The following is a 23,784-nucleotide window of genomic DNA, read 5'->3' as shown; positions in this document are numbered from 1 at the left end:
TTAGGCGTTTGCGGAAACCGCGCCCACGTTCAGATCATGCTCTGCTATCGTCTCGATAGTCATTTCGGCGTTGACGATGCCGCGCTCGGTCATGCGGCACGACCAGCCGGAATTCGTCTTTTCGATTGCGAAAATATTGAAGCGTGCCGGTGGCTTGTGCGCCCCAAAGCTCTGGCTGGCGGATGGTACGCAAACAACAGGGATTTTCCAGTCGGGCCCATTGATTTCATAGCGTGTTGCCAGATGGGTGTGGCCATGCAGGACGAGTTCCGCGCCATGCTGTTGTACGGTCCGCTGAAACAACCCGATGCCAAGCAGCCGCTTATGCGCTGGCGCTGCGCCGCGCACGGGCGGATGATGGATCATAATCACCCGGAAAAGCCCGCGCTTGCCGGTTTCGTCAAGGATTTCGCCGAGACGCCGTGCCTGTCGGTCGCGTAAATCGCCTGTTGCCATGAACGGGGCGGTTGCCCGTGCCGAGGATACGCCAATCAGCGCCACATCGCCGCGAACCCTTAGGTAAGGAAATTCGACCGGGCGGTGCTCGGCCACTTCGCGGTCCCCCAGCATCCATGGCGCCCAATAGCGCCGCGTTTTCTTCAATGCGCCCGGCACATAGGCGTCGTGATTACCCGGCACAACCGAAACATTGTGGGGATTGCCGAGTGTTTTCAACCAGCGCTCCGCCGTTTCCAGTTCCTCATCAAGGGCAAGGTTGACGAGATCGCCGGTCACTGCCAGATGATCAGGTGACTGTGCCTTCAAATCAGCAACCAATGTTTCGAGCGTCCCGCCAGTCATCGAGCCTTTGCGGTTAGAGCGCCAGTTGACGTAACCCGTGATGCGCTTGGAAATTAGCTCGCGCAGGCTTAGCGCTGGCAAAGGCGATAGATGAATGTCGGAGATGTGTGCAAGGCGGAACATTATTTCAGCTTTAAGAGAGTATAGCGTAGGAATCCAGTGTTAGAACCGTCGCATTGCTGCAAGGTTCCCATTAGGACTGACGAAATGGCTGACAAAAGCGTGAAGTGGCGATATCGCCTGTTTCACACCTATTTTCTTCTGCGACGTCCCATGACGCTGGGTGCGCGAGGCGTTATCCTTGACGAAGCAACGCAATCGGTCTTCCTCGTCAGGCATACTTATGTGCCGGGCTGGCAGTTTCCGGGCGGCGGCGTGGAAACTGGCCATACGGTTGAACAGACACTTGCAAAGGAACTGATGGAAGAGGGCAATATCGAGCTGACGGGCAGGCCGCAGCTCTTTGCCATCTATCACAATGCCCATGCTTCAAAGCGCGATCACGTCGCGCTCTATATTTGCCGCTCATTCCGGCAGACTGCACCGCGCCTGCCGGATCGCGAAATCGCCGAAGCGGGGTTCTTCAGGCTCGATGCCCTGCCTGAAGGTACGACTGCTTCCACCCGGCGTCGGCTCGCTGAAATTCTAGAGGGTGCCGAGGTGCCGCTGACCTGGTAGATCAGAAGCGGTCCCGGTCATGTGGAGCGGTAAAATCCAGCGTCGGTCCCTTGGGGATAATACCTGTTGGGTTGATGGTTTTGTGGCTGCCGTAATAATGCGCCTTAATATGCAGCATGTTCACCGTCTCGGCCACGCCGGGCACCTGATAAAGGTCGCGTGTATAGTTGGACAGGTTCGGATAGTCGGCAATGCGCTGGCGATTGCATTTGAAATGCCCGACATACACAGGATCAAAACGCAGCAAGGTGGTGAACAGGCGCCAATCGGCCTCGGTCTCCTGATTACCAGTGAGATAGCGTTGTGTGGCAAGACGCTCTTCCAATTGATCCAGTGTTGCAAACAACTGGTCAAAGGCTTCTTCATAGGCTTCCTGCGTGGTGGCAAAGCCCGCGCGGTACACGCCATTGTTGATGTTGGGATAAACCAGTGCATTGACGGCATCGATCTCGGTGCGCTGGGCTTGCGGGTAAAAATCCAGCGAGGCATCGCCAAAAGCATCGAATGCCGAGTTCAGCATGCGGATGATTTCCGCAGACTCGTTTGAAACGATGGTTTTCTGTTGTTTGTCCCACAGCACAGGCACCGTTACGCGGCCAGAATAAGCCGGATCAGCGCGCGTATAGACTTCGTGGAGCCGTTTGAAACCAAAGAGATGATCAGGAGTGGCACCATCGACGGCATTGAAGGTCCAGCCATCGGCTCCCATGAAATGATCGACAACGGATACGGAAATGACATCCTGCAGCTTTTTCAGGGCCCGGAAAATCAGGGTGCGATGCGCCCATGGGCAGGCGTAGGAAACATAGAGATGATAGCGCCCAGCTTCAGCCTTGAACCCGGCTTTGCCCGTCGGTCCAGCGGAGCCGTCTACCGTCACCCAATTGCGGAACTGCGATTCTGAGCGGATGAAACGCCCACCGCTGTCTTTGGTGTCGTACCACTGGTCATGCCATTTGCCGTCAACGAGAAGACCCATTTCATACTCCTTGGCCCGCAATGCTGCGCACGGGCAATGATAATCGTGTTTGTTGCTGATAGCCTATACTTGGACATAAATGTCGTTCAAACCAGCTTTGCAAGAGTGAACAGAGCGTCACTTTTTGCGCTTGCCCCGAGAAATTCGGTTTACGCAGCGTTGCTGAGATGCTACGCGGGGAAAAAGGAGACATTTTGTGACAGGATTCCTCTTCATCCGACGATGAAACCAGTACCGGCGCTGAAAAGCGCGGCGGATATTCCTGTGTTGGCCAAAAGGCCATTGTCTACTCCTTTATAAAGATACCCAGCATGCTGACCCATGTCGTGACCTACGCGCCGGAAGAACCGGTGCACGATGCTGACATTGAAGACATCAACAAAGAGGCTTTTGGCCCCGGCCGTTTTACCCGTGCTGCCTATCGCATCCGCGAAGGTGGTCCGCATGACCGTAATCTCTCCTTTGTTGCGATGAATGGCGCTTATGTTGTCGGGTCCGTACGGTTGACGCCCATCCTGATCGGCACCACACCAGCCATGCTGCTCGGTCCGCTTGCGGTTCGGCCCGCCTGGAAGAAGCAGGGTATCGGCGCGGCGCTTATGCGCAAATCTATCGAGACGGCGCGTCTTGCCGGGCACAAGCTGATTATTCTGGTTGGTGACGAGCCTTATTATGCGCCTTTCGGCTTCCGGCAGATTGTCGGGCATCAGATTGAAATGCCAGCACCAGTCGAACCATCCCGCTTTCTCGCCTGCGAACTTGAGCCTCGTGTGCTGAAAGATGTTCAGGGCCGGGTAAGACACGCGGATTCGGGTGGTCGCTAAGCCCGTTTTTACCGGCCTTCGCGATACCACATGCTGCCGAGAACAAGGATCATCGCGGCAAGGCCAAGGAAACCTGAGAACAGCGGCAGACGATTGACGCTCTTCAACACGGTTTCATTGGTTGGGCGCAAGCCGATCCAGTTGTCGCCGCTGGCGCTGGCAAAGCCACGCGAGGCGACGATACTTGGCACCTCGATGGATGGCTGATCAGCGGTTGCGCGCAAGCGGCGGGTACCGCCGCCGGTTTCGCGCGCCAAGCCATTGAGTTTGTCCGTTGTCGATACATTGTCAGCAAATTCAGGTGCATCAACCGGCCCGACATGGGCGAGCGTTGTCTGATCGCCATTGGCGATCTGGAACAGCCCGATTTCCGTTGTCGGCACGGATGCCGTAAACACACCGGGTTCCGTCTCGGTGAGTGGAATGTCCTGCTTCTTGCCCGATGGTGTAATGATGCTTGCCGGTGCGGCGGTTTTCTTCATCGTCTGGCGGCGGATTTCAAGATTGCGGCCGCTGCCTGATGCCGTCAGCGCTTCTTCTTCTAGTTCCGGCTCCTTCATCAGCCAATGGGCAATCCGGCGATAGAGCGCCGCGTGCGGTCCGCCGCCCTCAAAGCCACGCGCCCAAAGCCAGCCCTGATCGGAGAGGAACATGCCGACACGGCCTTCACCGATGCGGTTGAGCACCAGCAGCGGCTTGTCGCCCGCATTCATGACAACAGAACCCTCCGGCTTGTTGACATCAATGACGCGGAACCACCGGCTCCATTGTGGTGGCTCCTGTGTGCTGCCTTCAAGGCCACGGGTGACGGGATGGCGTTTGCCGTCATCGCTCAAACGCGGATAGAAGGCCTGTTCCGTCACCTCGCCTGTTGGCGTTGCGGGCAGGACAGTGAGGAGCGGTGTATTGGCGATCGATACATTGCCCGCATATTCGGGACCTGCCGCAATCAGCAATGCGCCACCCTTCTGCACATAGTCATTGATGTAGTCATAATAGAGCAGCGGCAGCACATCGCGGTGCTGATAGCGGTCGAAAATGATCAGATCAAATTGGTCGATCTTCTCAACGAACAGCTCACGCGTCGGGAAAGCGATCAGCGACAGTTCATTGATCGGCGTGCTGTCCTGTTTTTCTGGCGGACGCAGAATGGTGAAGTGGACGAGATCCACCGAGGCATCAGATTTCAGAAGGTTGCGCCAGGTGCGCTCGCCATTGTGTGGTTCACCGGAGACCAGCAAGACTTTCAGGTTCTCGCGGATACCATCAACCATGGCGACGGCACGGTTGTTGATCTCGGTCAGCTCATTGGGAACCGCATCAACTGAAAGTTCGACAATATTGACGCCAGCACGGGGCAGGGTCACTTCAAGCGGCATCTCCTCGCCGATGATCGCATCTTGCGACGCCATCTGATTGCCATTGACGCGCACGGTAACACGGGCGCGGCCGCCCTGCGGCTCACCGGCAGCTGTCACCTTATAGGTCATCTGCTGCGGCTTGCCTGTTATGCCAAAGCGGGGCGCGCGGACAAATTGGATACGGCGGTCAATCTCGCCCGGTCTGCCTGTGATGAGGCCATGCACCGGTGCGTTGAAGCCGAGACCGGCTACATTGTTCGGAATGTCGTGCACCTGACCATCGGTGATCATAATGGCGCCACCGATACGCGATGGTGGAACATCACGAAACGCACTGTTGACAGCCTGAAACAGCCTTGTCGCCGTGGCGTCATCATTCTCGCTGGCGCGATTGGTCTCGACAGTTCGCACCTCAAACTGTGGTAGGCGGCCAAGTGCTGCCTGCACCTGCTTGAGTGCTTCGGTGGTGTCAGCCGCGCGGTCGCCTATGTCCTGACTCTGACTGCGGTCGGCTATGACAGCCACAACGCTTTTGAGCGGCTCACGCTCCTCATTGATCACAACCGGATTGAACAGGGCCATGGCAAGCGCGGCGGCGGCCAGCAGGCGAATAACGCCGCCGCGTTGGCGCAGATAAAGGCCCGCCAATGCAAGCGCCAGCAAAGGCAGCAGCAGGAGCGCCAGAAGTGATGTGGAGAGCAGGGGCTGGAAATCGAGGGAAAGATACATGTCAGTTCGCCAGCCGCTTCAAAAGTTCAGGGACGTGCACCTGATCGGATTTGTAGTTGCCTGTCAGCATGTACATGACAATGTTGATGCCTGCGCGATAGGCGAGAACCCGCTGATCGGGATCATTCGGAACGGTGGGCAGCAGAGGCGTGCCACTGGCATTGACTGCCCATGCTCCGGCAAAGTCATTACCGGTGATCATGATGGGTGAAACACCATCGCCAACGCGCACCGGCCTGTCCTTGCTTGCCTCGGGCGCCTGCGAGGCCTGTACCCAGAGCTGGCTGCCCCGGTAACGGCCCGGGAAATCCTGCAGGATGTAAAATGCCTTGGTCAGCACATGGTCGTTGGGAACCGGTTCCAGTGCCGGTATGTTCAGCCCGGACAGGATATCGCGCAGACGCGCATTGGCCGGTGTCGAGCTGTTATCAAAGCTGATTGCCGCCGCATCCTGATCGCGCGTATCAAACAGAACGGTTCCGCCCTGCTGCATATAGGCGTCGATCTTGGCTATCGAGGCAGGGGAAGGCATTTTGGCTGATGGATCGACCGGCCAGTAGATCAGCGGAAAGAACGCAAGTTCGTCGGTTTCCGGATTAACCCCGATTGGATCGCCCGGCTCCAGCGCTGTGCTGTCGGCAAGGGCTCTGGAAAGACCGAACAGACCAGCCTTGCTGATATCGTCGACAGAACTGTCGCCTGTGATCACATAGGCAAGGTGCGTGACATTGACCGCGTCCAGTATCTGCTGATCACCCGGTTTGCTGTCATTTTGCTGGGCGTGAGCGGGTGAAGGACTGAATGCCAGAACAGCCGGAATGAGCAGGATCGCCAGAGAAGTGACCGCCGCGGTCTTGAACCGGCGGCGCAGATGCCCGCCTAGCCAGAAAATGGCAATAGCATCGAGAGCCAGAAGCAGGGCCGCAAGGCCAAAGAGCGGACCGCGCAGCGGCACCGATTCATCGATGGCATAGCGCGCGGTGGTCACGGGTATATTGAGATCGGGGCGAACCAATGGATTGATCTCGCTGTCGGGCTTGAAGAGATTGAGCGCGCTCATGGAATCCTCTACACCATAAAAACCGGGAGGATTGTCAAAGCTCACCTTGCCGGTTTCGCCTGTTTTCAGGATCAATGGCTTGGCGTCTCCTCCGGGTGGGGTGAGGGCGCCTTCCGCATTCAGCGTCAGGTAAGGCGGAAGAGCGCGCGAGGCAACAGCACCATTTTCCTGCGGTGATGGACCTGTGTTGCGCGACAGGGTCAAAATCCGGTGCAGCATGTCAACAAAACTACCGCTGATGGGAAGATTTGACCATGTTGCTTCAGGTGTGACGTGGAACAGGACGATCTGGCCGCGGCCACGCGTTTCGCCTGTTACCAGCGGTGTGCCGTCAGCGAGATTGGCCCAGCTCTTTTCGAAGAGGTCGACGGCGGGTTCCGCCAGCACTTGCCGTGTGACCGTGACATCTTGCGGCGTCGGCAGGCCGGCAAACGGGCCCTTATCCGGGAAAGCGGCAATGGGCTGCGATTCTTTCCATGACAATGCGCCGCCAAGCGAGCGCTCGCCCTTACGCAGATTAACAGGCAAAAGCGGGTCCGCTTCGCTGTTTCCAGCAAGGCGTGGACCAGCGAAGCGGATGAGCGTGCCACCTTTTGCCACCCAATCGACCATAGCCTGCTCTGTTTCACCGGGCAGTTTGCCAATGTCAGCCATGATGACCACGGATGGTTTTTGCTCCAGCAGTTCGGGAATGGCTTTGGTCAGTTCCGCATTGTGCGGGCGCAGGAGATCGGCAAAAGGCTCCAGCGCGCGCGAAATGTAATAGAGTGGTGAAAGCAGGGGCTGCGACAGATCAGCTTCAGAGCCCGAAAGCAGCGCGACGCGCCGCCGCTTGTTATTGTCATCGACGAGGAACGTCGCTCCGGCATGCTTTGCATTGTCGATGCGCAGAGTGTTGAAATCGTTGCGCAGCTCGTAAGGCGCTGTGATCACTGCTTCGCCTGTTGATTCATTGGCACGGAAAACCAGTCCTGTCTCGGCAATGCGGCGGCCTTTTTCATCATAGGCACCGATAGTAATGCCGCCGGACGCGCGGCTGTCATTGGAGCGCACGGCGTGAACGGTCAGCCCGTTTGCATTGTTCTCTACCTGCCGGATGGCGGAAAGGTTGGCGATAGACGGCTGATACCAGATCACCGAGGCGATGCCTGATCCTTCCATCGATTTCACTGCGGCGGTTGCCTGCGGGGTATCGACACCATCATTGAGGTAGGCAACACGAACGCCTTTGACATCAGTCAGAACGGCTTTCAACCGGTCAAAAGCCGCAGCGCGGTCGACGGGGATTGGCCTGATATTCAGCGCGCGCAGCCGTTCAAGCGCCGCTGTGGCATCAAAAGGCCCGACATCGGTATTCAGTTTCTCGGCGGTGCCAAGAATGTAGATGAGCGCACCGGAAGAATTGGCATCGTCAATCAACCGCTCTGCCGTCTCCTTGCGGGCAATCCATTCTTCATTGGAGGACCAGCCATTGTCGAGCACGATGGCAACAGGTTCCTTGCCGCTCAGGGTCTCGGCGCGTGGGTTCCAGATGGGCTCGGCCAGCGCCAGAATGACAATTGCTGCCAGCAGGAGCCGCAACAGGGTCAGCCACCACGGGCTTCTATCCGGTGTTTCCTCCTTCTTGAGGATTTGCGCCAGAATTTTCAGCGGCGGGAAGGATTCGCGAATTGGCCGTGGCGGTGTTGCCCGTAGCAGCCACCAGATAATTGGCAATGCCAGCAGACCCAGAAGGATCGCCGGAGCGCCAAGGGCAAGAGGAAAAGCACTCATCATATGCCGGTCCTCTGATAACCGGCGTCAGCGGTCATGTTCAGGTGAACGGAAACAAGCGCTTCAGAGGCAAGCCGGTCCGTGCGGTTGGTCGTATAGCTCCAGCCGATGCGACGGCAATAGGCGCTCAAGGTTTCGCGCCGGGCAATGAACAATCTCTTATATTCTTCGGCATAATCCTGCGCGCGGCCGACCGTCAGTATTGCTCCTGATTCCGGGTCGACGAATTCCGTGCGCCGCTTGTAGGGGAATTCCTCTTCCGCCGGGTCGTAAATTTCGACCAGATGGGCGCGGGCACCGCGCTGCGCGATCTGCTCAAGCATGGCAAGCGTTTCATTGACCGGTTCGAGAAAATCACTCACCAGTACCACGTCGGAAAACCGCCTGACCCTGCTGAAATCCGGCTGTTTGGGTAAATCAATTGCGTGGGACAATGCTGTCGCCAACCGTTCTGCGCCATTGGCGGCGGAGGTCGGGTCAGTCACGCCGGGGAAGGCGATGCGCTCACCACTGCGCGACAAAAGTTCCGCCAAAGCCAGAATGAGCACGAGCGCGCGCGATTCCTTCGACACCTGCGCCGTATCAGACTTGTAGAGCATGGATGCGGAAGAATCAGCCCAAAGCCAGACAGTGTGGGCGGCTTCCCACTCCTGATCGCGGATATAAATCCGGTCATCACGGGCCGAGCGGCGCCAGTCGATACGCGAAACGGCTTCGCCTTCCGTATAGGGCCGGAACTGCCAGAAGGTTTCACCGACGCCGCTTTTGCGTCGGCCATGCCAGCCGGTATTCGTGGTGTTGGCAATGCGGCGGGCTTCGACCAGAAGATCAGGCAACAAAGCGGCGCGCTGGCGTGCACGCGCCAGCGCCTCTCTTGTTGCTGTCTTCTGGACCCGCGCGCCGATTGCAGCCATCAGAGGGCTGCCTTTGTCAGTTTCGCGATGACTTCACGCACATTCATGCCGTCGGCGCGGGCGGCAAATGTCAGCGCCATACGGTGTTGCAAAACAGGTTCGGCAAGCGCCCTGACATCATCAATTGAAGGCGCAAGCCGTCCGTCATAAAGCGCGCGGGCACGGGCACACAGCATCAGCGCTTGGCTGGCGCGCGGGCCGGGGCCCCATGCAATGAATTTTTGCGCAATCTCATTATCAGCGCCGGGGCGGGCCGAGCGCACAAGCTTGAGGATGGCTTCGACCACGCCTTCTGCAACAGGAATGCGGCGGATAAGCTGCTGCATTTCGCGCAGCCGTTCCGCGTCAATGGTCTTGGCGGCGCGCACTTCCGACGTGCCGGTGGTTTCCAGCAGGACGCGGCGTTCCGCATCAAGCTCAGGATAAAGAATGTCGATCTGCATGAGAAAGCGATCAAGCTGGGCTTCAGGCAGGGGATAGGTACCTTCCTGTTCCAGCGGATTCTGCGTCGCGAGCACATGGAACGGCGTTGGCAGGTCATGCCGTTCACCGGCAACGGTTACGTGATATTCCTGCATGGATTGCAGCAGCGCAGATTGGGTGCGCGGCGAGGCGCGGTTGATTTCATCAGCCATCAGCAGTTGCGCAAAGATCGGGCCCCTGACGTAGCGGAACGAACGCTTGCCATGGTCGTCCTGCTCCATGACTTCCGAACCGATAATATCCGATGGCATCAGATCGGGCGTGAACTGCACACGGCGCTCATCGAGACCAAGCACCGTTCCGAGCGTTTCCACCAGCTTGGTCTTGGCAAGGCCGGGAACACCCACGAGAAGCGCATGGCCGCCAGCCAGCAGCGCCACCAGTGTACGTTCAATCACGCTTTCCTGACCAAAGATGACAGTACCGATTGCAGCGCGTATTCTGGAAATATCGGCCAGCGCCTTTTCAGCTTCGGCTATCATCGCCTTCGGATCGGACGGTTCCCCGGTTTTGATAATCGTCATGGTTTACCTCGTCTCCATGTCAAATTCGTACCACTGGCCTGCGGAGCTGGTTTATGGTCAGTTCCATTATTAAATGAGTCTAAATCACTATGACATGCTGACAAGCGGTTTAACGGTGACTATTTCGTGACGAATGAGCAAAAAGGTCTGAAAATGGCACAGTCAGAGAGCGGTCTGCGGGACGCGGCGGGACTTGAAGCGCTGATTTCGCGCGCAGCTGCGCAAGGCAAGGGCCTGCCACCGGTTGAAAAATGGAACCCGGATTTCTGCGGTGATCTCGATATGGAGATCAAGGCCGATGGTACCTGGTTCTATATGGGCACCCCTATTGGCAGGGCGCCGCTGGTCCGCCTTTTCTCCACCGTTCTGCGCAAGGATGCGGATGGCAAGACCTATCTGGTTACCCCGGTCGAGAAAGTTGGTATCCGTATTGCGGATGCGCATTTCATTGCTGTTGAGCTTAATGTCTCTGGCGAGGGCGATGATCAGGTCATGACGTTCCGCAGCAATGTCGGCGATATTATCGAGGCTGGCGCGGATCATCCGCTGCGGTTTGTCATTGATCCTGATAATGGCGGTTTGAAACCCTATCTGCTGGTGCGCGGGCGGCTGGAAGCCCTGCTGGCCCGGCCCGTGATGTATGAACTGGTCAGCCATGGCGAAGATATGGTGATCGACGGCAAATCCATGTTTGCCGTGCGCTCCAAGGGAACAATCTTCCCGATCATGCCATCGGGCGAGCTGGAAGAGCAGAGCCTATGAGCCAGACCATATGGCACGAGGATGGCTTTTCCGCCCGGGCCTTTGCGCTGCGCGTGGCATCGAAAGGCAATGAACCGCTGAGCGGGGATAATGGCGACCATTTGCTCAATCCAGATCTCGATGCATTGATTGCGGCAACCAAATTGCGTGATGCGGCTGTGCTGATCCCGATTGTCGACCGCGGCGACGAGGCGGGTGTCATCCTGACACTGCGCAATGCAAATATGCGTAAACATTCGGGCCAAGTGGCTTTCCCCGGCGGCGCGATTGATCCGGAGGACGATTTTGAGCCTGAGAAGGCAGCTTTGCGCGAAACCCACGAGGAGATCGGGCTTGAGGGGAGGCACGTGGAGCTTCTCGGCCGTTTGCCGCGTTATCTTACCATGACTGGCTATTCCATCACGCCGGTGCTCGGGCTGGTGCATCCGCCTTTTACCCTGACACCCAACCCGGATGAAGTGGCCGATGTATTCGAAGTGCCATTGTCCTTTTTGATGAATCCTGCCAACCACAAAAGAGAAAGTCGTGTATGGCAGGGCAAGGAGCGCTTCTATTACACCATGCCGTTTGGTGACCGCTTCATCTGGGGCGCTACAGCTGGCATCATCCGCATACTTTATGAAAGGCTCTATTCTTGAGCACGAGAATTTCCATTGCTGACAAGGCTCCATGGTTGCAGGACGAAGCCTTGCAGACATTGCTTTCCATTCTTTCCGCTGATGGCGAAGGCGCCCGCATTGTCGGCGGTGCGGTGCGCAATACGCTGCTCGGACAAGAGGTGTCTGATCTCGATATTGCAACAACCTGTGTACCCGAGGAAACGATACGCCGGGCACAGGCGGCAGGTTTCAAGACCGTCCCCACCGGCTTAAGCCATGGCACGGTGACAGTCGTCGCCGACAAGCGGCCTTTCGAGGTGACAACGTTGCGGACTGATGTGGAGACGGATGGGCGTCATGCGGCTGTCGCCTTCGGGCGGGACTGGCAAGTGGATGCGGCGCGGCGCGATTTCACCATTAATGCGCTCTATCTTGAGGCTGATGGCACGGTTGTTGATCTGGTTGGCGGCCTTGCGGATATTGAAAGCCGGACATTGCGATTTATCGGCGATGCCGAGCAGCGTATCCGCGAAGATTACCTGCGTATCCTCAGGTTTTTCCGGTTTTTCGCCTGGTATGGTCATGGTCGCCCGGAAAGCGAAGGTCTTAAAGCCTGCGCCCGGTTGAAAGATGGTCTGGCGCAATTGTCGTCGGAGCGTGTCTGGTCGGAGCTGAAGAAAATGCTGGCGGCGCCGGACCCCTCGCGTGCCCTTTTATGGATGCGTCAAGCGGGTGTGCTGACGTCGGTTCTGCCCGAGAGCGAGAAATGGGGCATCGACACGATCCATGGTTTGGTCAAAACTGAACAAGAACTGGGTTGGCAGGTTGATCCGCTGCTGCGTCTGGCCAGCATCATTCCGCCAGATGCGGAGCGTATCAATGAAATGGCAGTGCGTTTGAAGCTCTCCAATCAGGAGCGTGAGCGTCTGGAAGCATGGGCGACGGCTGTCGTGCCCAATGCCGAAATCTCGGAGACGGGGTTCGCCAAGCGGCTTTATCGCAGCGATCGTCAGGGTATGATTTATTGCTTGCGGCTGGCATTGGTCTCCGCGCGCTTGGGTGCGCTCAATGATAATGCTGCCATGATGCGCGCCGGTCATCTGTCAAAATTGCTGGAATTGGCCGAGCGGTATGAAAAGCCGAAATTCCCTGTAACCGGCGGCGATCTTGTCGCTGCCGGGCTGGAAAAAGGGCCGGAGGTGGGCAAGCTGCAACACGCACTTGAAGATGCCTGGATTGACTCAGGCTTTGCCCTCGACCGCGATGCGCTGCTTGCCAGAATTCCTGAATTGATGGGAAGGCCTGATTAAGCAGCCTTGATCTTTTCAGGCTGGATATTGGCCTTGATGGTTTCAAGCATGGATTCGCGAATGGTCGTCTCACCATGGGTTTCGCGAAGATGCTCGGTGGTGCGGCGGATGATTTCAGCTTCGGTGTCGTGACGGGTATGCCACTGGCAACCGGGAACGATGCAATGAAGTTCTTTCATGGCTTTTCTCCCTGTCGTGAGCACGTATAAGACGAACTCTCTCCATCGAGATACGGCGTGAAAACCGTACCAACAGCAGCATAACGCATAAAAAACCAGATTGATCCCTTAAAAAATCAAATCACGGCCATTTGACTGTCGGTGGCATGGAAGACAGGATCGAGTCCACATTGCCACCGGTCTTGAGCCCGAAGATCGTGCCACGATCATAGAGGAGGTTGAACTCCACATAGCGGCCGCGCCTGATAAGCTGCTCCTGCCTGTCCTCAGCACCCCAATCCTGATTGAAGTTCTGCCGCACAAGATGCGGGTAGACGACCGAGAATGCCCGGCCCACATCGCGGGTAAAGGCAAAATCCGCGTCCCAGCCGCCATTTTCTTCCGATGAATGCAGCCAGTCATAGAAAATGCCGCCGCTGCCGCGTGGTTCCTTGCGATGCGGCAGGTAGAAATACTCATCGCACCAGCTCTTGAACTTCTCGTGGTTGGCGACGGCAAAGTGTTTGTCACAGACAAATTTCAGCGCCTTGTGGAAGGCCGCCGTATCCGCATCTTCCTGCGTCCGCTTGCGATCAAGAACCGGCGTCAGGTCAGCGCCGCCCCCAAACCATTGGCGGGTGGTCACGACCATGCGCGTGTTCATATGAACAGCCGGTACATAAGGGTTCTGCGGATGGGCAATCAGCGAAATGCCGGAAGCCCAGAAGCGCGGATCTTCCTCGGCGCCCGGTATCTGCTTGCGAAATTCGGGTGAAAATTCGCCATGAACCGTCGATGTATGCACGCCAACCTTTTCAAAGACACGGCCATGCATGATGGACATGATGCCGCCGCCGCCTTTGCCTTCCTCGCGTTGCCAAGGCGTCTGGATGAAACGGCCCGGCGCCCGGTCGGAGAGGGGGCCATCCAGATCATCTTCCAACTTCTCAAGGCTGGCGCAAATCTTGTCGCGCAGTTCGGCAAACCACGCAGTCGCGGCTGTCTTCTTGTCTTCAAGTGCTTCTGGCAGGATGGCAGGAATATCAGGGCGGTCCATATCAACGAATCCTTCTTGCTGTGCACGTTATCACATCAGGGCACCGGCAAAGGAAGAAGCTGTTTTACCTATCCCAAAAAAATGACTCGTTTTCAGGGCTGAGTTTGATCTAATCTGAGGATGTAGGGTTCAGGAAGGGATACGAGATGGTCTCCAAAGTACCCAGAGCACACTTCCCCAAGCCGCCGCTCGACGGCTTGCGCAAGCAGCTGAAAGAAAGCCGCGGTGAAACCGGCCGGCAGCGCGGGGCATTCATCCGCGAGAGTTTTCGTCTGCCGCGCCTTGCAGCGCGCGAGAAGGCGAAGGAATGGTTCGAGCAATATCCGAAAGCCGCCTACTGGACCGAGATTGAGAGCTGGTACGAGCGGCCTGGCGATATCATCGAGTTCACCATGCGCCGTTTGCCAAATGCGGACTAAAATCCGCTGAAAAGACTGTTTTAGTACGGGAACTCTGGAATTTTTGACAATCTCGGGTTGAAACTGCTGGTACGGAACACTTTTCTTCATAAATGGCATCAAAATATTTCAACGAAGGATTCAGGATTGTCATGAATCGTGGCTGACAGCCTGTCATAAAGACAGTAGAACTTTTTTCAGTGCCGGAGAATCTTCCGGCCGCGCAATAAAAAATTCAAGGAGGACACTATGCGCTTATCGTTGATCTCTGGCGTGGCGTTGACGGCTGTCATGGCGATGACTTCATTCGCCCGTGCTGACATCGTCATCGGAAATATCGCGCCTGTTACCGGCCCTGTTGCTGCCTATGGCACACAGGTGAAGAACGGCGTTGCAGCGGCCGCCGAAGCCATCAATGCCGAGGGGGGCATCAAGGGCGAAAAGATCGTCATCAAGCTTTTCGATGATGCGGGCGAGCCCAAGCAGGGCGTGTCGGTTGCCAACCAGGTGGTCGGCGAAGGCATCAAGTTCGTCGTTGGTCCGGTTACATCAGGCGTTTCGATGCCGGTTTCCGATGTGCTGGCTGAAAACGGCATCCTGATGATTACTCCGACATCCACCACGCCTGAACTGACCACACGCGGTCTGGAAACCGTGTTCCGCACCTGCGGCCGTGATGACCAGCAGGCTGACGTGGCTGCCAAGTACATCCTTGAGCATTACAAGGACAAGCGCATTGCCGTTGTCTACGACAAGAACACCTATGGCACGGGTCTGGCCAATGGTCTGAAGGCTGCGCTCAACAAGGGTGGCGTCAAGGAAGTTGTCGATCAGGGCATCAATGCCGGTGAAAAGGACTATAGCGCGCTCATTACCCGCCTGAAGTCCGAGAAGGCCGAAGTGATCTATTTCGGTGGGTATCATCCGGAAGGCGGCCTGATTGCCCGCCAGCTGGCTGATCAGGGCATCAAAGCCCAGATCATTGGTGCCGAAGGCCTGTCGAACACGGAATATTGGGCCATTGGCGGCGAAGCTGCTGCTGGTACACTCTTCACCAACAGTGCCGATCCGACAAAGAACCCATCCGCTGCGAAGATCATGGAAGCTTTGAAGGGCAAGAACATTCCACCTGAAGCCTTCACGCTCAATGCCTATGCTGCGCTGCAGGTCATCAAGGCTGGCATCGAAAAGGCTGGCTCTGCCGATCCGGCAAAGGTGGCTGAAGCACTGCATTCCGGCGCACCGGTTTCAACCGTTGTTGGCGACCTTACCTATGCAAAGACTGGCGATCTGACGACGCCGACCTTTGTTCTTTACAAGTGGGAAGGCGGCAAGGCAGCTGAAGTCAAGTAAGCTTGCTTTGATGTGAATAAGAACGCCGGTCAGCAATGACCGGCGTTTTTCATGATGGCAGGGAGAACTGCCGGAGAGCCTCGCTGGTAGCAATCGCCGCAGACAATGCAAGATTGAGTGACCGGGCACCCGGTACCATCGGTATGATCAGCCGCGCATCAGCCGATTGATGCACCTCATCCGGTACGCCTGACGATTCGCGCCCGAGCAGCAATATATCACCGGGCTGAAACGCAAACTGCGTATAGGGCACGGCCGCTTTGGTTGAGAATAGCAACAACCGGCGCTTTTCGCCCAGCCGCCAGTTCTGGAAGTGCTGCCAGTCCGCATGGCGCGTGAGGGCTGCCTGTTCGAGGTAGTCCATACCGGCCCGCTTGAGTGAGCGATCGGAAATATCGAAGCCTGCGGGCTCGATCAAATCAACGCTGATACCGAAACAGGCGGCCATGCGCAGGATCGTGCCTGTATTACCGGGAATATCTGGCTGGTAGAGCGCAATGCGCAGGTCAGGTCTGGCGTCAGTCACAGGCGGCGTGCTCCATTGGCAACAATCTATTCGCGCAAGTATCTTTCCTTAGAAAAGCCTCTCGCTTTTTCTGTTCATAATAGGTATAGGGTTTCGACCGCAACGCTAACTTTGGAGGTGTCGATGACTGAATTTTTCCGACTTCTTCCAAACCGGATGGCTTCACCTGCTGAAGCCGTGGCCGGTGTCGTTGGCGGTCTTGTGTCTGTTTTTTCCGCGTAGTTTTTCTTCCCTGACACAAGTCGCATTCGCCCGAGTTGGCGTTTGCATGTTTGTTTCCTTCAATTTCGATCATGCTCCGGCAACTCAAGCGCAGTAACTGCCAATCTGCGTCGGATTTATTCCTGTCTCGCATTTCTTCGAGACCGCTGCCCGAAAGAGGTTTGATAATGTTCCGCTGGTTTGAACAAAGGCTTGAGGCGTTTCCATCTGCCGAGCCCAGTGAGCCACCCAAAACGCTGGTTGCGTTCTGTTTGCACTATACACGCGGTGTCTGGCCGTGGCTTGTTGTCATGGCCATCTGCACCGCGTCAATCGCCGTGCTTGAAGTGTCGATGTATGCCTTCATGGGCAATGTCGTTGACTGGTTGTCCAACCAGTCACGCGATACCTTTGTTGCGCAGGAAGGCTGGAAGCTCGCCTTGCTTGCCGGCGTTGTGCTGATTGTCATGCCCGGCATTGTTCTGCTCGATTCGCTTGTCATCCATCAGACGTTGCTGAGCAATTATCCCATGCGCATCCGCTGGATGGTGCATCGCTATGTGGTTCGCCAGTCGATGACGTTCTTCCAGGACGAGTTCGCCGGGCGAATTTCCACCAAGCTGATGCAGACATCGCTCGCCGTGCGTGAGGCGGTGATGAAGCTGCTTGATGTGCTCAACTATGTGATCGTTTATTTCAGCGGTACCCTGATCATTGCCGCCGCTGCGGATTTGCGTCTCATGATACCATTTCTCGTCTGGCTGGCCGCCTATGTCGGCCTGATGTGGTATTTCATCCCGAAATTGCAGGTGGCATCAAAGGCGCAGGCGGATTCCCGCTCGTCCATGACCGGACGTATCGTTGACAGCTATACCAACATTGCCACCGTCAAGCTGTTCTCCCATTCCAAACGGGAGGAAAGCTATGCGCGCGAGGGAATGCAGGAGTTCCTGTCAACAGCCTATACGCAGATGCGCATGGTGACGGGATTCCACGCCACGCTCTATGTGATGAACTGCCTGTTGCTGTTCTCGGTCAGCGGCATTGCGATCTGGCTGTGGCTGGGCTCTGCCATCTCGGTTGGCGCGGTGGCAGTCGGTATTGGTCTCGTGCTGCGTCTCAACGGCATGTCGCAGTGGATCATGTGGGAAATGTCGGCACTGTTCGAGAATATCGGCACAGTGGAAGACGGCATTACCTCCATTTCGCTGCCTCGCCTTGTCACCGATGTTCCCAACGCTCCCGAACTCAAGGTGAGTACCGGTGCCATCAGCTTCGATGCTATCGGCTTCCACTATGGCAAGGGAGCAGGGGTCATCGACCGTCTGTCACTTGATATTCGCCCCGGCGAAAAGATCGGTCTCGTCGGGCGGTCAGGCGCGGGCAAGTCGACGCTCGTCAACCTGTTGCTGCGGTTCTACGATCTGGAAAGTGGCCGCATTACCATCGATGGCCAGGACATATCGAAGGTGAAGCAGGACTCGCTGCGTGAACATATCGGTATGATCACGCAGGATACCTCGCTGTTGCACCGCTCGATCCGGGACAATGTGCTTTATGGCAAGCCTGAGGCATCGGAAGAACTGATGCGGCAGGCTGTGCAGAACGCACAGGCGGAAACGTTCATCGAGGCTGCATCCGACCCCAAGGGACGGCGCGGGTTCGATGCTCATGTGGGCGAACGCGGTGTGAAACTGTCGGGCGGTCAGCGCCAGCGTATCGCCATTGCGCGGGTCATGCTCAAGGATGCGCCCATTCTGATCATGGATGAGGCGACTTCTGCGCTGGACTCGGAAGTGGAAGCGGCCATTCAGGACAACCTCTATCGGTTGATGCAGGGAAAGACCGTCATTGCCATCGCACACCGCCTGTCCACCATTGCGGCGCTTGATCGCCTCGTGGTGATGGATCAGGGCAAAATCGTCGAAAGCGGCAGCCACGAGGAACTCATTGCCGCTGACGGCATCTATGCGGGGCTTTGGGCCCGCCAATCCGGTGGCTTCCTCGGATTGGATGATGAACAGGCGGCGGCGGAATAACCGCCGCCTTCTGATTTTAGGATGCTTTGCATCAACATGGTTCGTGGTTCGACAGGCTCACCATGAGGGAGAGTGGGGATGCAACGATAATCGTCAGCTTTGCAGATCACAAAGGTTGCAGAACTTGACTCCCTTTCATCACCTCTCTCCCTCATGGTGAGCCTGTCGAACCACGAACCACCGCCACCCCACTCGGTATGATAAACATCCCGCGCTTTGCCTAAACGAACTTTAATTTGACGGATGAGGGGACTCACTCAAAACTATTCTTTCAGTCGCGCGCTGCACGTCTGACTTGGAGAGGCTGCACCGCATGAGAAATGTTTTCCGCCTGTTCGAAACATGGATTGATCCCTATGCCGTTCCCCCGGCAGATCATGTTCCCTCGCGGCCTTTTCCCTTCATCTGGTTTTATGTCCGGCAAGCCAAGGCCGCATTCTTCGCGGTGCTGGTGCTTGGCGGACTGGTGGCACTGACGGAAGCAGGATTGTTCTGGGCTCTCGGCGGGCTCGTCGATATTCTGGCATCGGTCAATCCGGCAAAGGGCTGGCAGGGCCTGATGCAGGATCATGGCACGTCGCTTCTGTTGATGCTGGCCGGTGTGCTGGTCGCCCGCACGATTATCCTGACGCTCTCCGCATTGGTTGAGGAACAGACCGTTGTTCCGGGTTTTTTCAATCTGGTGCGCTGGCAGGCGCATCTGCATACCTATCGGCAGAGCCTTGCCTTTTTCCAGAATGACTTTTCCGGCCGCATCGTCGCCAAGGTATGGGCGACGGGGCAGGCGGTCGGTGATTTCATGATGACGCTGCTGCAGGCGATCTGGATCTGCATCGTCTATAGCGTCACCACCATTGCCTTGATCGGTGATCTCGACTGGCGGCTGGCGACAATCGTTATTGTCTGGCTATTGGTGTTCAGTCTGATTGCCCGCTATTTCCTGCCGCGTGTGCGCCGGGCAGCGGCGGAGACGGCAGAGGCCAGTTCCGTTGTCACGGGACGGCTGGTCGATGGTTATAGCAATATCCAGACCTTGAAACTCTTCGGCAGTGCCGAACGGGATGATGCCTATATGCGGCAGGGCATGCAGCGTTGGCTCGACGCCATCATTCCTCTGACGCGTGGCCTCAGTGGTATCCGCATCGCGCTTGGCGCAACCAGTGGTGTGATGATCTGCGCGGTAGCCATTGTTTCTATCGATTTGTGGTTGAAGTCTGAGATTTCGCCCGGCGCCATTGCCTTCACACTCGGCCTGGTCTTGCGCCTGAGTATGCTTTTGGGACGGACCATGGCCAACCTCAATGGTCTCCTGCGCAATTATGGTACAATCCAGAACTCGATGGAGCTTCTGGCTCGGCCGGTAACCGTCGTTGATAAACCCAATGCGACCAAGTTGATGGTTCCGGCAGGCGCCATCAAGTTTGAAAATATCGAGTTTCACTATGATAGTTCGAAGCCGGTTTTCGACAATCTCAAGCTCGACGTTCTTCCGGGTGAAAAGGTCGGCCTCGTTGGCCGTTCCGGTGCGGGCAAATCGACACTGGTCAATCTGCTTCTGCGTTTCTACGACGTGCAGGGCGGGCGAATCCTCATTGATGGTCAGGATATTGCGGCAGTAACACAAGACTCATTGCGCTCGCATATTGGCATGGTGACGCAGGATACTTCGCTGCTGCATCGCTCGGTGCGTGATAACATCCTTTACGGGCGGCCCGACGCCTCTGACGAAATGATGCGGCACGCGGTGGAGAATGCGCAGGCGGATACCTTCATCGCCGCCCTGACAGATCCCAAAGGCAGGCAGGGTTTTGATGCCCATGTGGGTGAGCGCGGTGTCAAACTATCGGGTGGTCAGCGCCAGCGTATCGCCATTGCGCGCGTCATGCTGAAAGACGCGCCGATTCTCATTCTGGATGAGGCCACGTCGGCACTCGATTCGGAAGTGGAAGCAGCGATTCAAGATAATCTCTACCGGCTGATGCGGGGCAAGACCGTGATTGCCATCGCGCATCGCCTCTCCACCATAGCCGCGCTGGACCGGTTGGTGGTCATGGATGACGGACGTATTGTCGAGAGCGGCACCCATGAGGAACTCATTGCCGCCAATGGCCTCTATGCGGGACTTTGGGCGCGCCAATCGGGTGGCTTTATCGGCCGGGCATGACATCGTCTGCAAAAGCCGAACAGATTCATGGCCAAAGAGTGGAAAAGGTGTGGCGACTTATCCCTGCGACATCCTGCCCTTGTGCCTCTGTCAGGCTGGACAAGCTCCTGCGACATGCTTAGAAACCACGCAATATGCTGGGGAATCCGCGCGGCTCATTTTGTGGGCCAGTCGTCTATTCTAGTGACAAAGTGGACTCTCCTGCGGCGTTGTTATTCGGAAAGGAACAGGCCCCGTGAGCGCACACGATACGACCGAGCCGACACGGCGTGACTTCCTCTATATTGCGACAGGTATGGCCGGTGTGGTCGGTGTGGGCGCCTTTGCGTGGCCCTTTATCGACCAGATGAGACCGGATGCATCCACGCTGGCAGTCTCGTCCATTGAAGTTGATGTTTCAGCACTGACGCCAGGCATGTCCCTGACGGTCAAATGGCGCGGCAAGCCCGTTTTCATTCGCAACCGTACGCCGAAGGAAATTGAGGATGCGGCCAATGTTCAGTTGAGCCAGCTCAAGGACCCGATTGCCCGTAACGCCAATCTGCCGAGTGATGCTCAGGCCACCGACGCGGATCGCGGCGCTGGCAAGGGCAAGGAAAACTGGCTGGTGATGATCGGTGTTTGCACCCATCTCGGTTGCATCCCGCTTGGACAGCAGGGCGATTTCGGTGGCTGGTTCTGCCCATGCCACGGCTCGCAATATGATACCGCTGGACGCATTCGTTCCGGTCCCGCACCGGAAAATCTGCCTGTCCCGCCACTTTCATTCATTTCCGACACCGTCATCAAGATCGGCTAAGGTTCCAGGGGGAGACACGACATGAGCGGTGGACATTCATCTTATACGCCGAACACAGGTATCGAAAAATGGGTCGATGCGCGACTTCCATTGCCGCGTCTGATCTATGATTCATTCGTTGCCTATCCTGTTCCGCGCAACCTCAATTACGCCTATGCCTTCGGTGGCATTCTGGCGATCATGCTGGTTTCGCAGATCATCACCGGTGTCGTATTGGCCATGCATTATGCGGCTGATACGGGTCTGGCTTTCAACTCGGTTGAAAAGATCATGCGCGACGTGAATTCAGGCTGGCTTTTGCGCTACCTGCATTCCAACGGCGCTTCCATGTTCTTCCTTGCCGTCTGGGTTCACATTTTCCGCGGGCTTTATTACGGTTCCTACAAGGCACCGCGCGAGCTTCTGTGGATTCTCGGTGTGATCATCCTTCTACTGATGATGGCAACCGCCTTCATGGGTTACGTTCTGCCTTGGGGCCAGATGTCCTTCTGGGGCGCGACCGTCATCACCGGCTTCTTTACAGCGTTCCCGGTTATCGGTGATCCGATCCAGCAGCTGTTGCTGGGTGGCTTTGCCGTCGATAATCCGACCCTTAACCGCTTCTTCTCGCTGCATTACCTGCTGCCGTTCATGATTGCCGGTGTCGTTGTCCTGCACGTCTGGGCGCTGCATGTGACCGGTCAGACCAATCCGACAGGTATCGAAGTCAAGTCGAAGACGGATACGGTTGCATTCACACCTTACGCGACCATCAAGGACGCGTTTGCGATGTCGATCTTCCTGATCCTCTTTGCCTATTTCGTCTTCTACATGCCTAATTACATGGGCCATCCGGATAACTACATTCCGGCTGACTCGCTGAAGACACCTGCCCATATCGTTCCGGAATGGTACTTCCTGCCGTTCTACGCGATGCTGCGCGCCATCACCTTCAACATTGGACCGATCAATTCGAAACTCGGCGGCGTTCTGACGATGTTCGGTTCGATTGCGATCCTGTTCATCGTGCCATGGCTCGATACATCCAAGGTTCGTTCGGCTGTTTACCGTCCATGGTACAAGCTGTTCTTCTGGATTTTTGTTGCCAATGCCATCATGCTCGGCTGGCTCGGTTCGCGTCCTGCAGAAGGCCTCTATACGCTGTTCTCGCAGCTCGGTACGGCATACTACTTCGGCTTTTTCATCATCATCATGCCGTTGCTGGGCCTGATCGAAACACCGCGCCGCATACCGAACTCGATCACGGAAGCAGTGCTTGCAAAGACCAAGAGCGGCGGTCAGCCGGCTGGTGTTGCGGCGGCTCCGGAAACCAAAGGCTGAGAAACGTGAAGGACTCTCCGATGAAAAAAATCCTCCTCGGTCTCGCAGCTGCCGGTCTTGGTACCATGCTGGCTTTCGGCGGTGTCGCATCCGCCGAAGAAGCAGCCCATAATGCCGCTGAGCCAACGCACTTTCCGATCAAAGAGCCGGAACAGATGAAATGGACTTTTGCAGGTCCGTTCGGTCATTACGACAAGCAGCAGCTGCAGCGCGGTCTGAAGATCTACAAGGAAGTCTGCTCCGCTTGCCACTCAATGAAGCTGGTGCCATTCCGCTCGCTCACCGAGCTTGGTTACACGGAAGCGCAGGTCAAGGCATTTGCCGCGGAATATGAAGTGCAGGATGGCCCCAATGGCGAAGGTGAGATGTTCACCCGCAAGGCAATCCCGGCTGATTATTTCCCGTCGCCTTTTGCCAATGTGCAGGCTGCGGCCGCTGCCAATAATGGTGCTGCTCCGCCCGACTTCTCGCTGATTGCCAAGGCTCGTTCCGTCGAGCGCGGCTTTCCGCAGTTCCTGATCGACATCGTTTGGGGCCAGTATCAAGAAGGCGGACCGGATTATATCCACGCGCTGCTGACCGGGTTTAATCAGACGCCACCAGAAGGCATGAAGATTCCTGAGGGTACGCACTACAACCCTTACTTCATTGCCGCCAAATCATTGGCCATGGCTGCACCGCTTCAGGATGGTCAGGTGACCTATGATGACGGTTCACCGCAGACGCTGGTGCAGTATTCACAGGACGTTTCGGCATTCCTTATGTGGGCCGCTGAACCACATCTGGAAGAACGCAAGAAGACCGGCTTCCGCGTCATGATCTTCCTCGTTCTGTTCGCTGGTCTGCTCTATGTGGCCAAGCGCCGTATCTGGGCCGATATCGAACATTGATCGATCCAATATATCTGATCCGGAAAGGGCGCTATGCGCCCTTTTCTTTTGTGGGCGGGGTCCATTAGACTGGACCTTGATG

At 56.7% G+C, this 23,784-nt stretch carries 22 protein-coding genes; 12 read left to right on the top strand and 10 right to left on the bottom strand.

Annotation, left to right across the window (positions count from 1 at the left end):
- The gene (locus tag BLU05_RS04770) at positions 1–924 is read right to left on the bottom strand and encodes a metallophosphoesterase family protein (protein ID WP_091878032.1); all 924 of its coding nucleotides are present in this window, start codon (positions 922–924) and stop codon (positions 1–3) included.
- 99 nt (positions 925–1,023) lie between these two features.
- Here BLU05_RS04770 and BLU05_RS04765 point away from each other — a divergent pair, with 99 nt between their 5' ends.
- Positions 1,024–1,479 (top strand): NUDIX domain-containing protein, encoded by a 456-nt coding sequence (locus BLU05_RS04765; RefSeq protein ID WP_091878522.1) that lies wholly within the window; start codon positions 1,024–1,026, stop codon positions 1,477–1,479.
- A gap of 1 nt (position 1,480) precedes the next feature.
- Here the strand turns inward: BLU05_RS04765 and BLU05_RS04760 are convergent, their stop codons facing one another.
- Entirely contained in the window at positions 1,481–2,458 is a 978-nt protein-coding gene (locus BLU05_RS04760) for a glutathione S-transferase family protein (RefSeq protein WP_091878031.1), read from the bottom strand.
- A 1-nt stretch (position 2,459) separates the two neighbouring features.
- Complete coding sequence (locus BLU05_RS25870; RefSeq protein WP_139210396.1) at positions 2,460–2,741, bottom strand: hypothetical protein; 282 nt, start codon at positions 2,739–2,741, stop codon at positions 2,460–2,462.
- Positions 2,742–2,769: 28 nt separating this feature from the next.
- On the opposite strand from BLU05_RS25870, the gene BLU05_RS04755 reads away from it, so the two are divergent.
- On the top strand, positions 2,770–3,282 hold the full coding sequence (locus BLU05_RS04755; protein ID WP_091878030.1) for a GNAT family N-acetyltransferase: 513 nt from the start codon (positions 2,770–2,772) through the stop codon (positions 3,280–3,282).
- 8 nt (positions 3,283–3,290) lie between these two features.
- Here BLU05_RS04755 and BLU05_RS04750 read toward each other — a convergent pair whose 3' ends face one another.
- From BLU05_RS04750 to BLU05_RS04735, 4 genes are read right to left on the bottom strand one after another with little or no spacing between them, the layout of a single operon-like run.
- A complete protein-coding gene (locus BLU05_RS04750; protein ID WP_091878029.1) occupies positions 3,291–5,372 on the bottom strand; it encodes a hypothetical protein in 2,082 nt (693 codons plus the stop codon).
- 1 nt (position 5,373) lies between these two features.
- Entirely contained in the window at positions 5,374–8,205 is a 2,832-nt protein-coding gene (locus tag BLU05_RS04745) for a DUF4159 domain-containing protein (protein ID WP_091878520.1), read from the bottom strand.
- Entirely contained in the window at positions 8,205–9,119 is a 915-nt protein-coding gene (locus BLU05_RS04740) for a DUF58 domain-containing protein (RefSeq protein WP_091878028.1), read from the bottom strand. The genes BLU05_RS04745 and BLU05_RS04740 overlap by 1 nt, the downstream gene beginning before the upstream one ends.
- Positions 9,119–10,126 carry an AAA family ATPase gene (locus BLU05_RS04735; RefSeq protein WP_091878027.1) on the bottom strand — a complete coding sequence of 336 codons (1,008 nt, stop codon included), beginning with the start codon at positions 10,124–10,126 and terminating at the stop codon, positions 9,119–9,121. The genes BLU05_RS04740 and BLU05_RS04735 overlap by 1 nt, the downstream gene beginning before the upstream one ends.
- 153 nt (positions 10,127–10,279) lie before the next feature.
- On the opposite strand from BLU05_RS04735, the gene BLU05_RS04730 reads away from it, so the two are divergent.
- The 3 genes from BLU05_RS04730 to BLU05_RS04720 are packed head-to-tail and all read left to right on the top strand — an operon-like array spanning position 10,280 to position 12,797.
- Positions 10,280–10,888 (top strand): DUF1285 domain-containing protein, encoded by a 609-nt coding sequence (locus tag BLU05_RS04730; protein WP_091878026.1) that lies wholly within the window; start codon positions 10,280–10,282, stop codon positions 10,886–10,888.
- Positions 10,885–11,526: a CoA pyrophosphatase gene (locus BLU05_RS04725; protein WP_091878025.1), complete on the top strand. Its 642-nt coding sequence runs from the start codon at positions 10,885–10,887 to the stop codon at positions 11,524–11,526. Before BLU05_RS04730 ends, BLU05_RS04725 begins: the two co-directional genes overlap by 4 nt.
- Positions 11,523–12,797 (top strand): CCA tRNA nucleotidyltransferase, encoded by a 1,275-nt coding sequence (locus tag BLU05_RS04720; protein WP_091878024.1) that lies wholly within the window; start codon positions 11,523–11,525, stop codon positions 12,795–12,797. The genes BLU05_RS04725 and BLU05_RS04720 overlap by 4 nt, the downstream gene beginning before the upstream one ends.
- Here BLU05_RS04720 and BLU05_RS04715 read toward each other — a convergent pair.
- Both BLU05_RS04715 and hemF read right to left on the bottom strand, forming a co-directional pair.
- A complete protein-coding gene (locus BLU05_RS04715) occupies positions 12,794–12,976 on the bottom strand; it encodes a DUF1059 domain-containing protein (RefSeq protein ID WP_091878023.1) in 183 nt (60 codons plus the stop codon). The two genes, BLU05_RS04720 and BLU05_RS04715, sit on opposite strands and share 4 nt — an antisense overlap.
- Before the next feature lie 121 nt (positions 12,977–13,097).
- Positions 13,098–14,012, bottom strand: a complete 915-nt coding sequence (gene hemF / locus BLU05_RS04710; RefSeq protein WP_091878022.1) for an oxygen-dependent coproporphyrinogen oxidase — start codon at positions 14,010–14,012, stop codon at positions 13,098–13,100.
- A gap of 146 nt (positions 14,013–14,158) precedes the next feature.
- On the opposite strand from hemF, the gene BLU05_RS04705 reads away from it, so the two are divergent.
- Both BLU05_RS04705 and BLU05_RS04700 read left to right on the top strand, forming a co-directional pair.
- On the top strand, positions 14,159–14,431 hold the full coding sequence (locus BLU05_RS04705; protein WP_091878021.1) for a hypothetical protein: 273 nt from the start codon (positions 14,159–14,161) through the stop codon (positions 14,429–14,431).
- A gap of 228 nt (positions 14,432–14,659) precedes the next feature.
- Positions 14,660–15,763, top strand: coding sequence for an ABC transporter substrate-binding protein (locus tag BLU05_RS04700; RefSeq protein ID WP_091878020.1), 1,104 nt, complete (start codon positions 14,660–14,662; stop codon positions 15,761–15,763).
- Positions 15,764–15,812: 49 nt separating this feature from the next.
- On the opposite strand, the gene BLU05_RS04695 is transcribed toward BLU05_RS04700, so the two are convergent.
- On the bottom strand, positions 15,813–16,289 hold the full coding sequence (locus tag BLU05_RS04695; protein ID WP_091878019.1) for a tRNA (cytidine(34)-2'-O)-methyltransferase: 477 nt from the start codon (positions 16,287–16,289) through the stop codon (positions 15,813–15,815).
- Positions 16,290–16,678: 389 nt separating this feature from the next.
- On the opposite strand from BLU05_RS04695, the gene BLU05_RS04690 reads away from it, so the two are divergent.
- From BLU05_RS04690 to BLU05_RS04670, 5 genes are all read left to right on the top strand, one after another.
- Positions 16,679–18,529 (top strand): ABC transporter ATP-binding protein, encoded by a 1,851-nt coding sequence (locus BLU05_RS04690; RefSeq protein WP_091878018.1) that lies wholly within the window; start codon positions 16,679–16,681, stop codon positions 18,527–18,529.
- A gap of 313 nt (positions 18,530–18,842) precedes the next feature.
- Positions 18,843–20,693, top strand: coding sequence for an ABC transporter ATP-binding protein (locus tag BLU05_RS04685; RefSeq protein WP_091878017.1), 1,851 nt, complete (start codon positions 18,843–18,845; stop codon positions 20,691–20,693).
- Between the two features lie 235 nt (positions 20,694–20,928).
- Positions 20,929–21,492, top strand: coding sequence for a ubiquinol-cytochrome c reductase iron-sulfur subunit (gene petA, locus BLU05_RS04680; RefSeq protein WP_091878016.1), 564 nt, complete (start codon positions 20,929–20,931; stop codon positions 21,490–21,492).
- Between the two features lie 21 nt (positions 21,493–21,513).
- Positions 21,514–22,812 (top strand): cytochrome b, encoded by a 1,299-nt coding sequence (locus BLU05_RS04675; RefSeq protein ID WP_091878015.1) that lies wholly within the window; start codon positions 21,514–21,516, stop codon positions 22,810–22,812.
- 20 nt (positions 22,813–22,832) lie between these two features.
- The gene (locus tag BLU05_RS04670) at positions 22,833–23,702 is read left to right on the top strand and encodes a cytochrome c1 (protein ID WP_091878014.1); all 870 of its coding nucleotides are present in this window, start codon (positions 22,833–22,835) and stop codon (positions 23,700–23,702) included.
- Positions 23,703–23,784 lie beyond the last annotated feature (82 nt).

The organism is Phyllobacterium sp. OV277 (assembly GCF_900104355.1).
In the GTDB taxonomy this organism is placed as follows: domain Bacteria; phylum Pseudomonadota; class Alphaproteobacteria; order Rhizobiales; family Rhizobiaceae; genus Phyllobacterium.
The sequence above is the reverse complement of the archived record's forward strand: the minus strand, read 5'-3'. Positions and strand labels throughout refer to the sequence as shown.

Coding starts and splice junctions, on each gene's coding strand:
- BLU05_RS04770 (WP_091878032.1), bottom strand. CDS start 924: ATGTTCCGCCTTGCACACATCTCCGACATTCATCTATCGCCTTTGCCA.
- BLU05_RS04760 (WP_091878031.1), bottom strand. CDS start 2,458: ATGGGTCTTCTCGTTGACGGCAAATGGCATGACCAGTGGTACGACACC.
- BLU05_RS25870 (WP_139210396.1), bottom strand. CDS start 2,741: ATGGCCTTTTGGCCAACACAGGAATATCCGCCGCGCTTTTCAGCGCCG.
- BLU05_RS04755 (WP_091878030.1), top strand. CDS start 2,770: ATGCTGACCCATGTCGTGACCTACGCGCCGGAAGAACCGGTGCACGAT.
- BLU05_RS04750 (WP_091878029.1), bottom strand. CDS start 5,372: ATGTATCTTTCCCTCGATTTCCAGCCCCTGCTCTCCACATCACTTCTG.
- BLU05_RS04745 (WP_091878520.1), bottom strand. CDS start 8,205: ATGAGTGCTTTTCCTCTTGCCCTTGGCGCTCCGGCGATCCTTCTGGGT.
- BLU05_RS04740 (WP_091878028.1), bottom strand. CDS start 9,119: ATGGCTGCAATCGGCGCGCGGGTCCAGAAGACAGCAACAAGAGAGGCG.
- BLU05_RS04735 (WP_091878027.1), bottom strand. CDS start 10,126: ATGACGATTATCAAAACCGGGGAACCGTCCGATCCGAAGGCGATGATA.
- BLU05_RS04730 (WP_091878026.1), top strand. CDS start 10,280: ATGGCACAGTCAGAGAGCGGTCTGCGGGACGCGGCGGGACTTGAAGCG.
- BLU05_RS04725 (WP_091878025.1), top strand. CDS start 10,885: ATGAGCCAGACCATATGGCACGAGGATGGCTTTTCCGCCCGGGCCTTT.
- BLU05_RS04715 (WP_091878023.1), bottom strand. CDS start 12,976: ATGAAAGAACTTCATTGCATCGTTCCCGGTTGCCAGTGGCATACCCGT.
- hemF (WP_091878022.1), bottom strand. CDS start 14,012: ATGGACCGCCCTGATATTCCTGCCATCCTGCCAGAAGCACTTGAAGAC.
- BLU05_RS04705 (WP_091878021.1), top strand. CDS start 14,159: ATGGTCTCCAAAGTACCCAGAGCACACTTCCCCAAGCCGCCGCTCGAC.
- BLU05_RS04700 (WP_091878020.1), top strand. CDS start 14,660: ATGCGCTTATCGTTGATCTCTGGCGTGGCGTTGACGGCTGTCATGGCG.
- BLU05_RS04690 (WP_091878018.1), top strand. CDS start 16,679: ATGTTCCGCTGGTTTGAACAAAGGCTTGAGGCGTTTCCATCTGCCGAG.
- BLU05_RS04685 (WP_091878017.1), top strand. CDS start 18,843: ATGAGAAATGTTTTCCGCCTGTTCGAAACATGGATTGATCCCTATGCC.
- BLU05_RS04675 (WP_091878015.1), top strand. CDS start 21,514: ATGAGCGGTGGACATTCATCTTATACGCCGAACACAGGTATCGAAAAA.
- BLU05_RS04670 (WP_091878014.1), top strand. CDS start 22,833: ATGAAAAAAATCCTCCTCGGTCTCGCAGCTGCCGGTCTTGGTACCATG.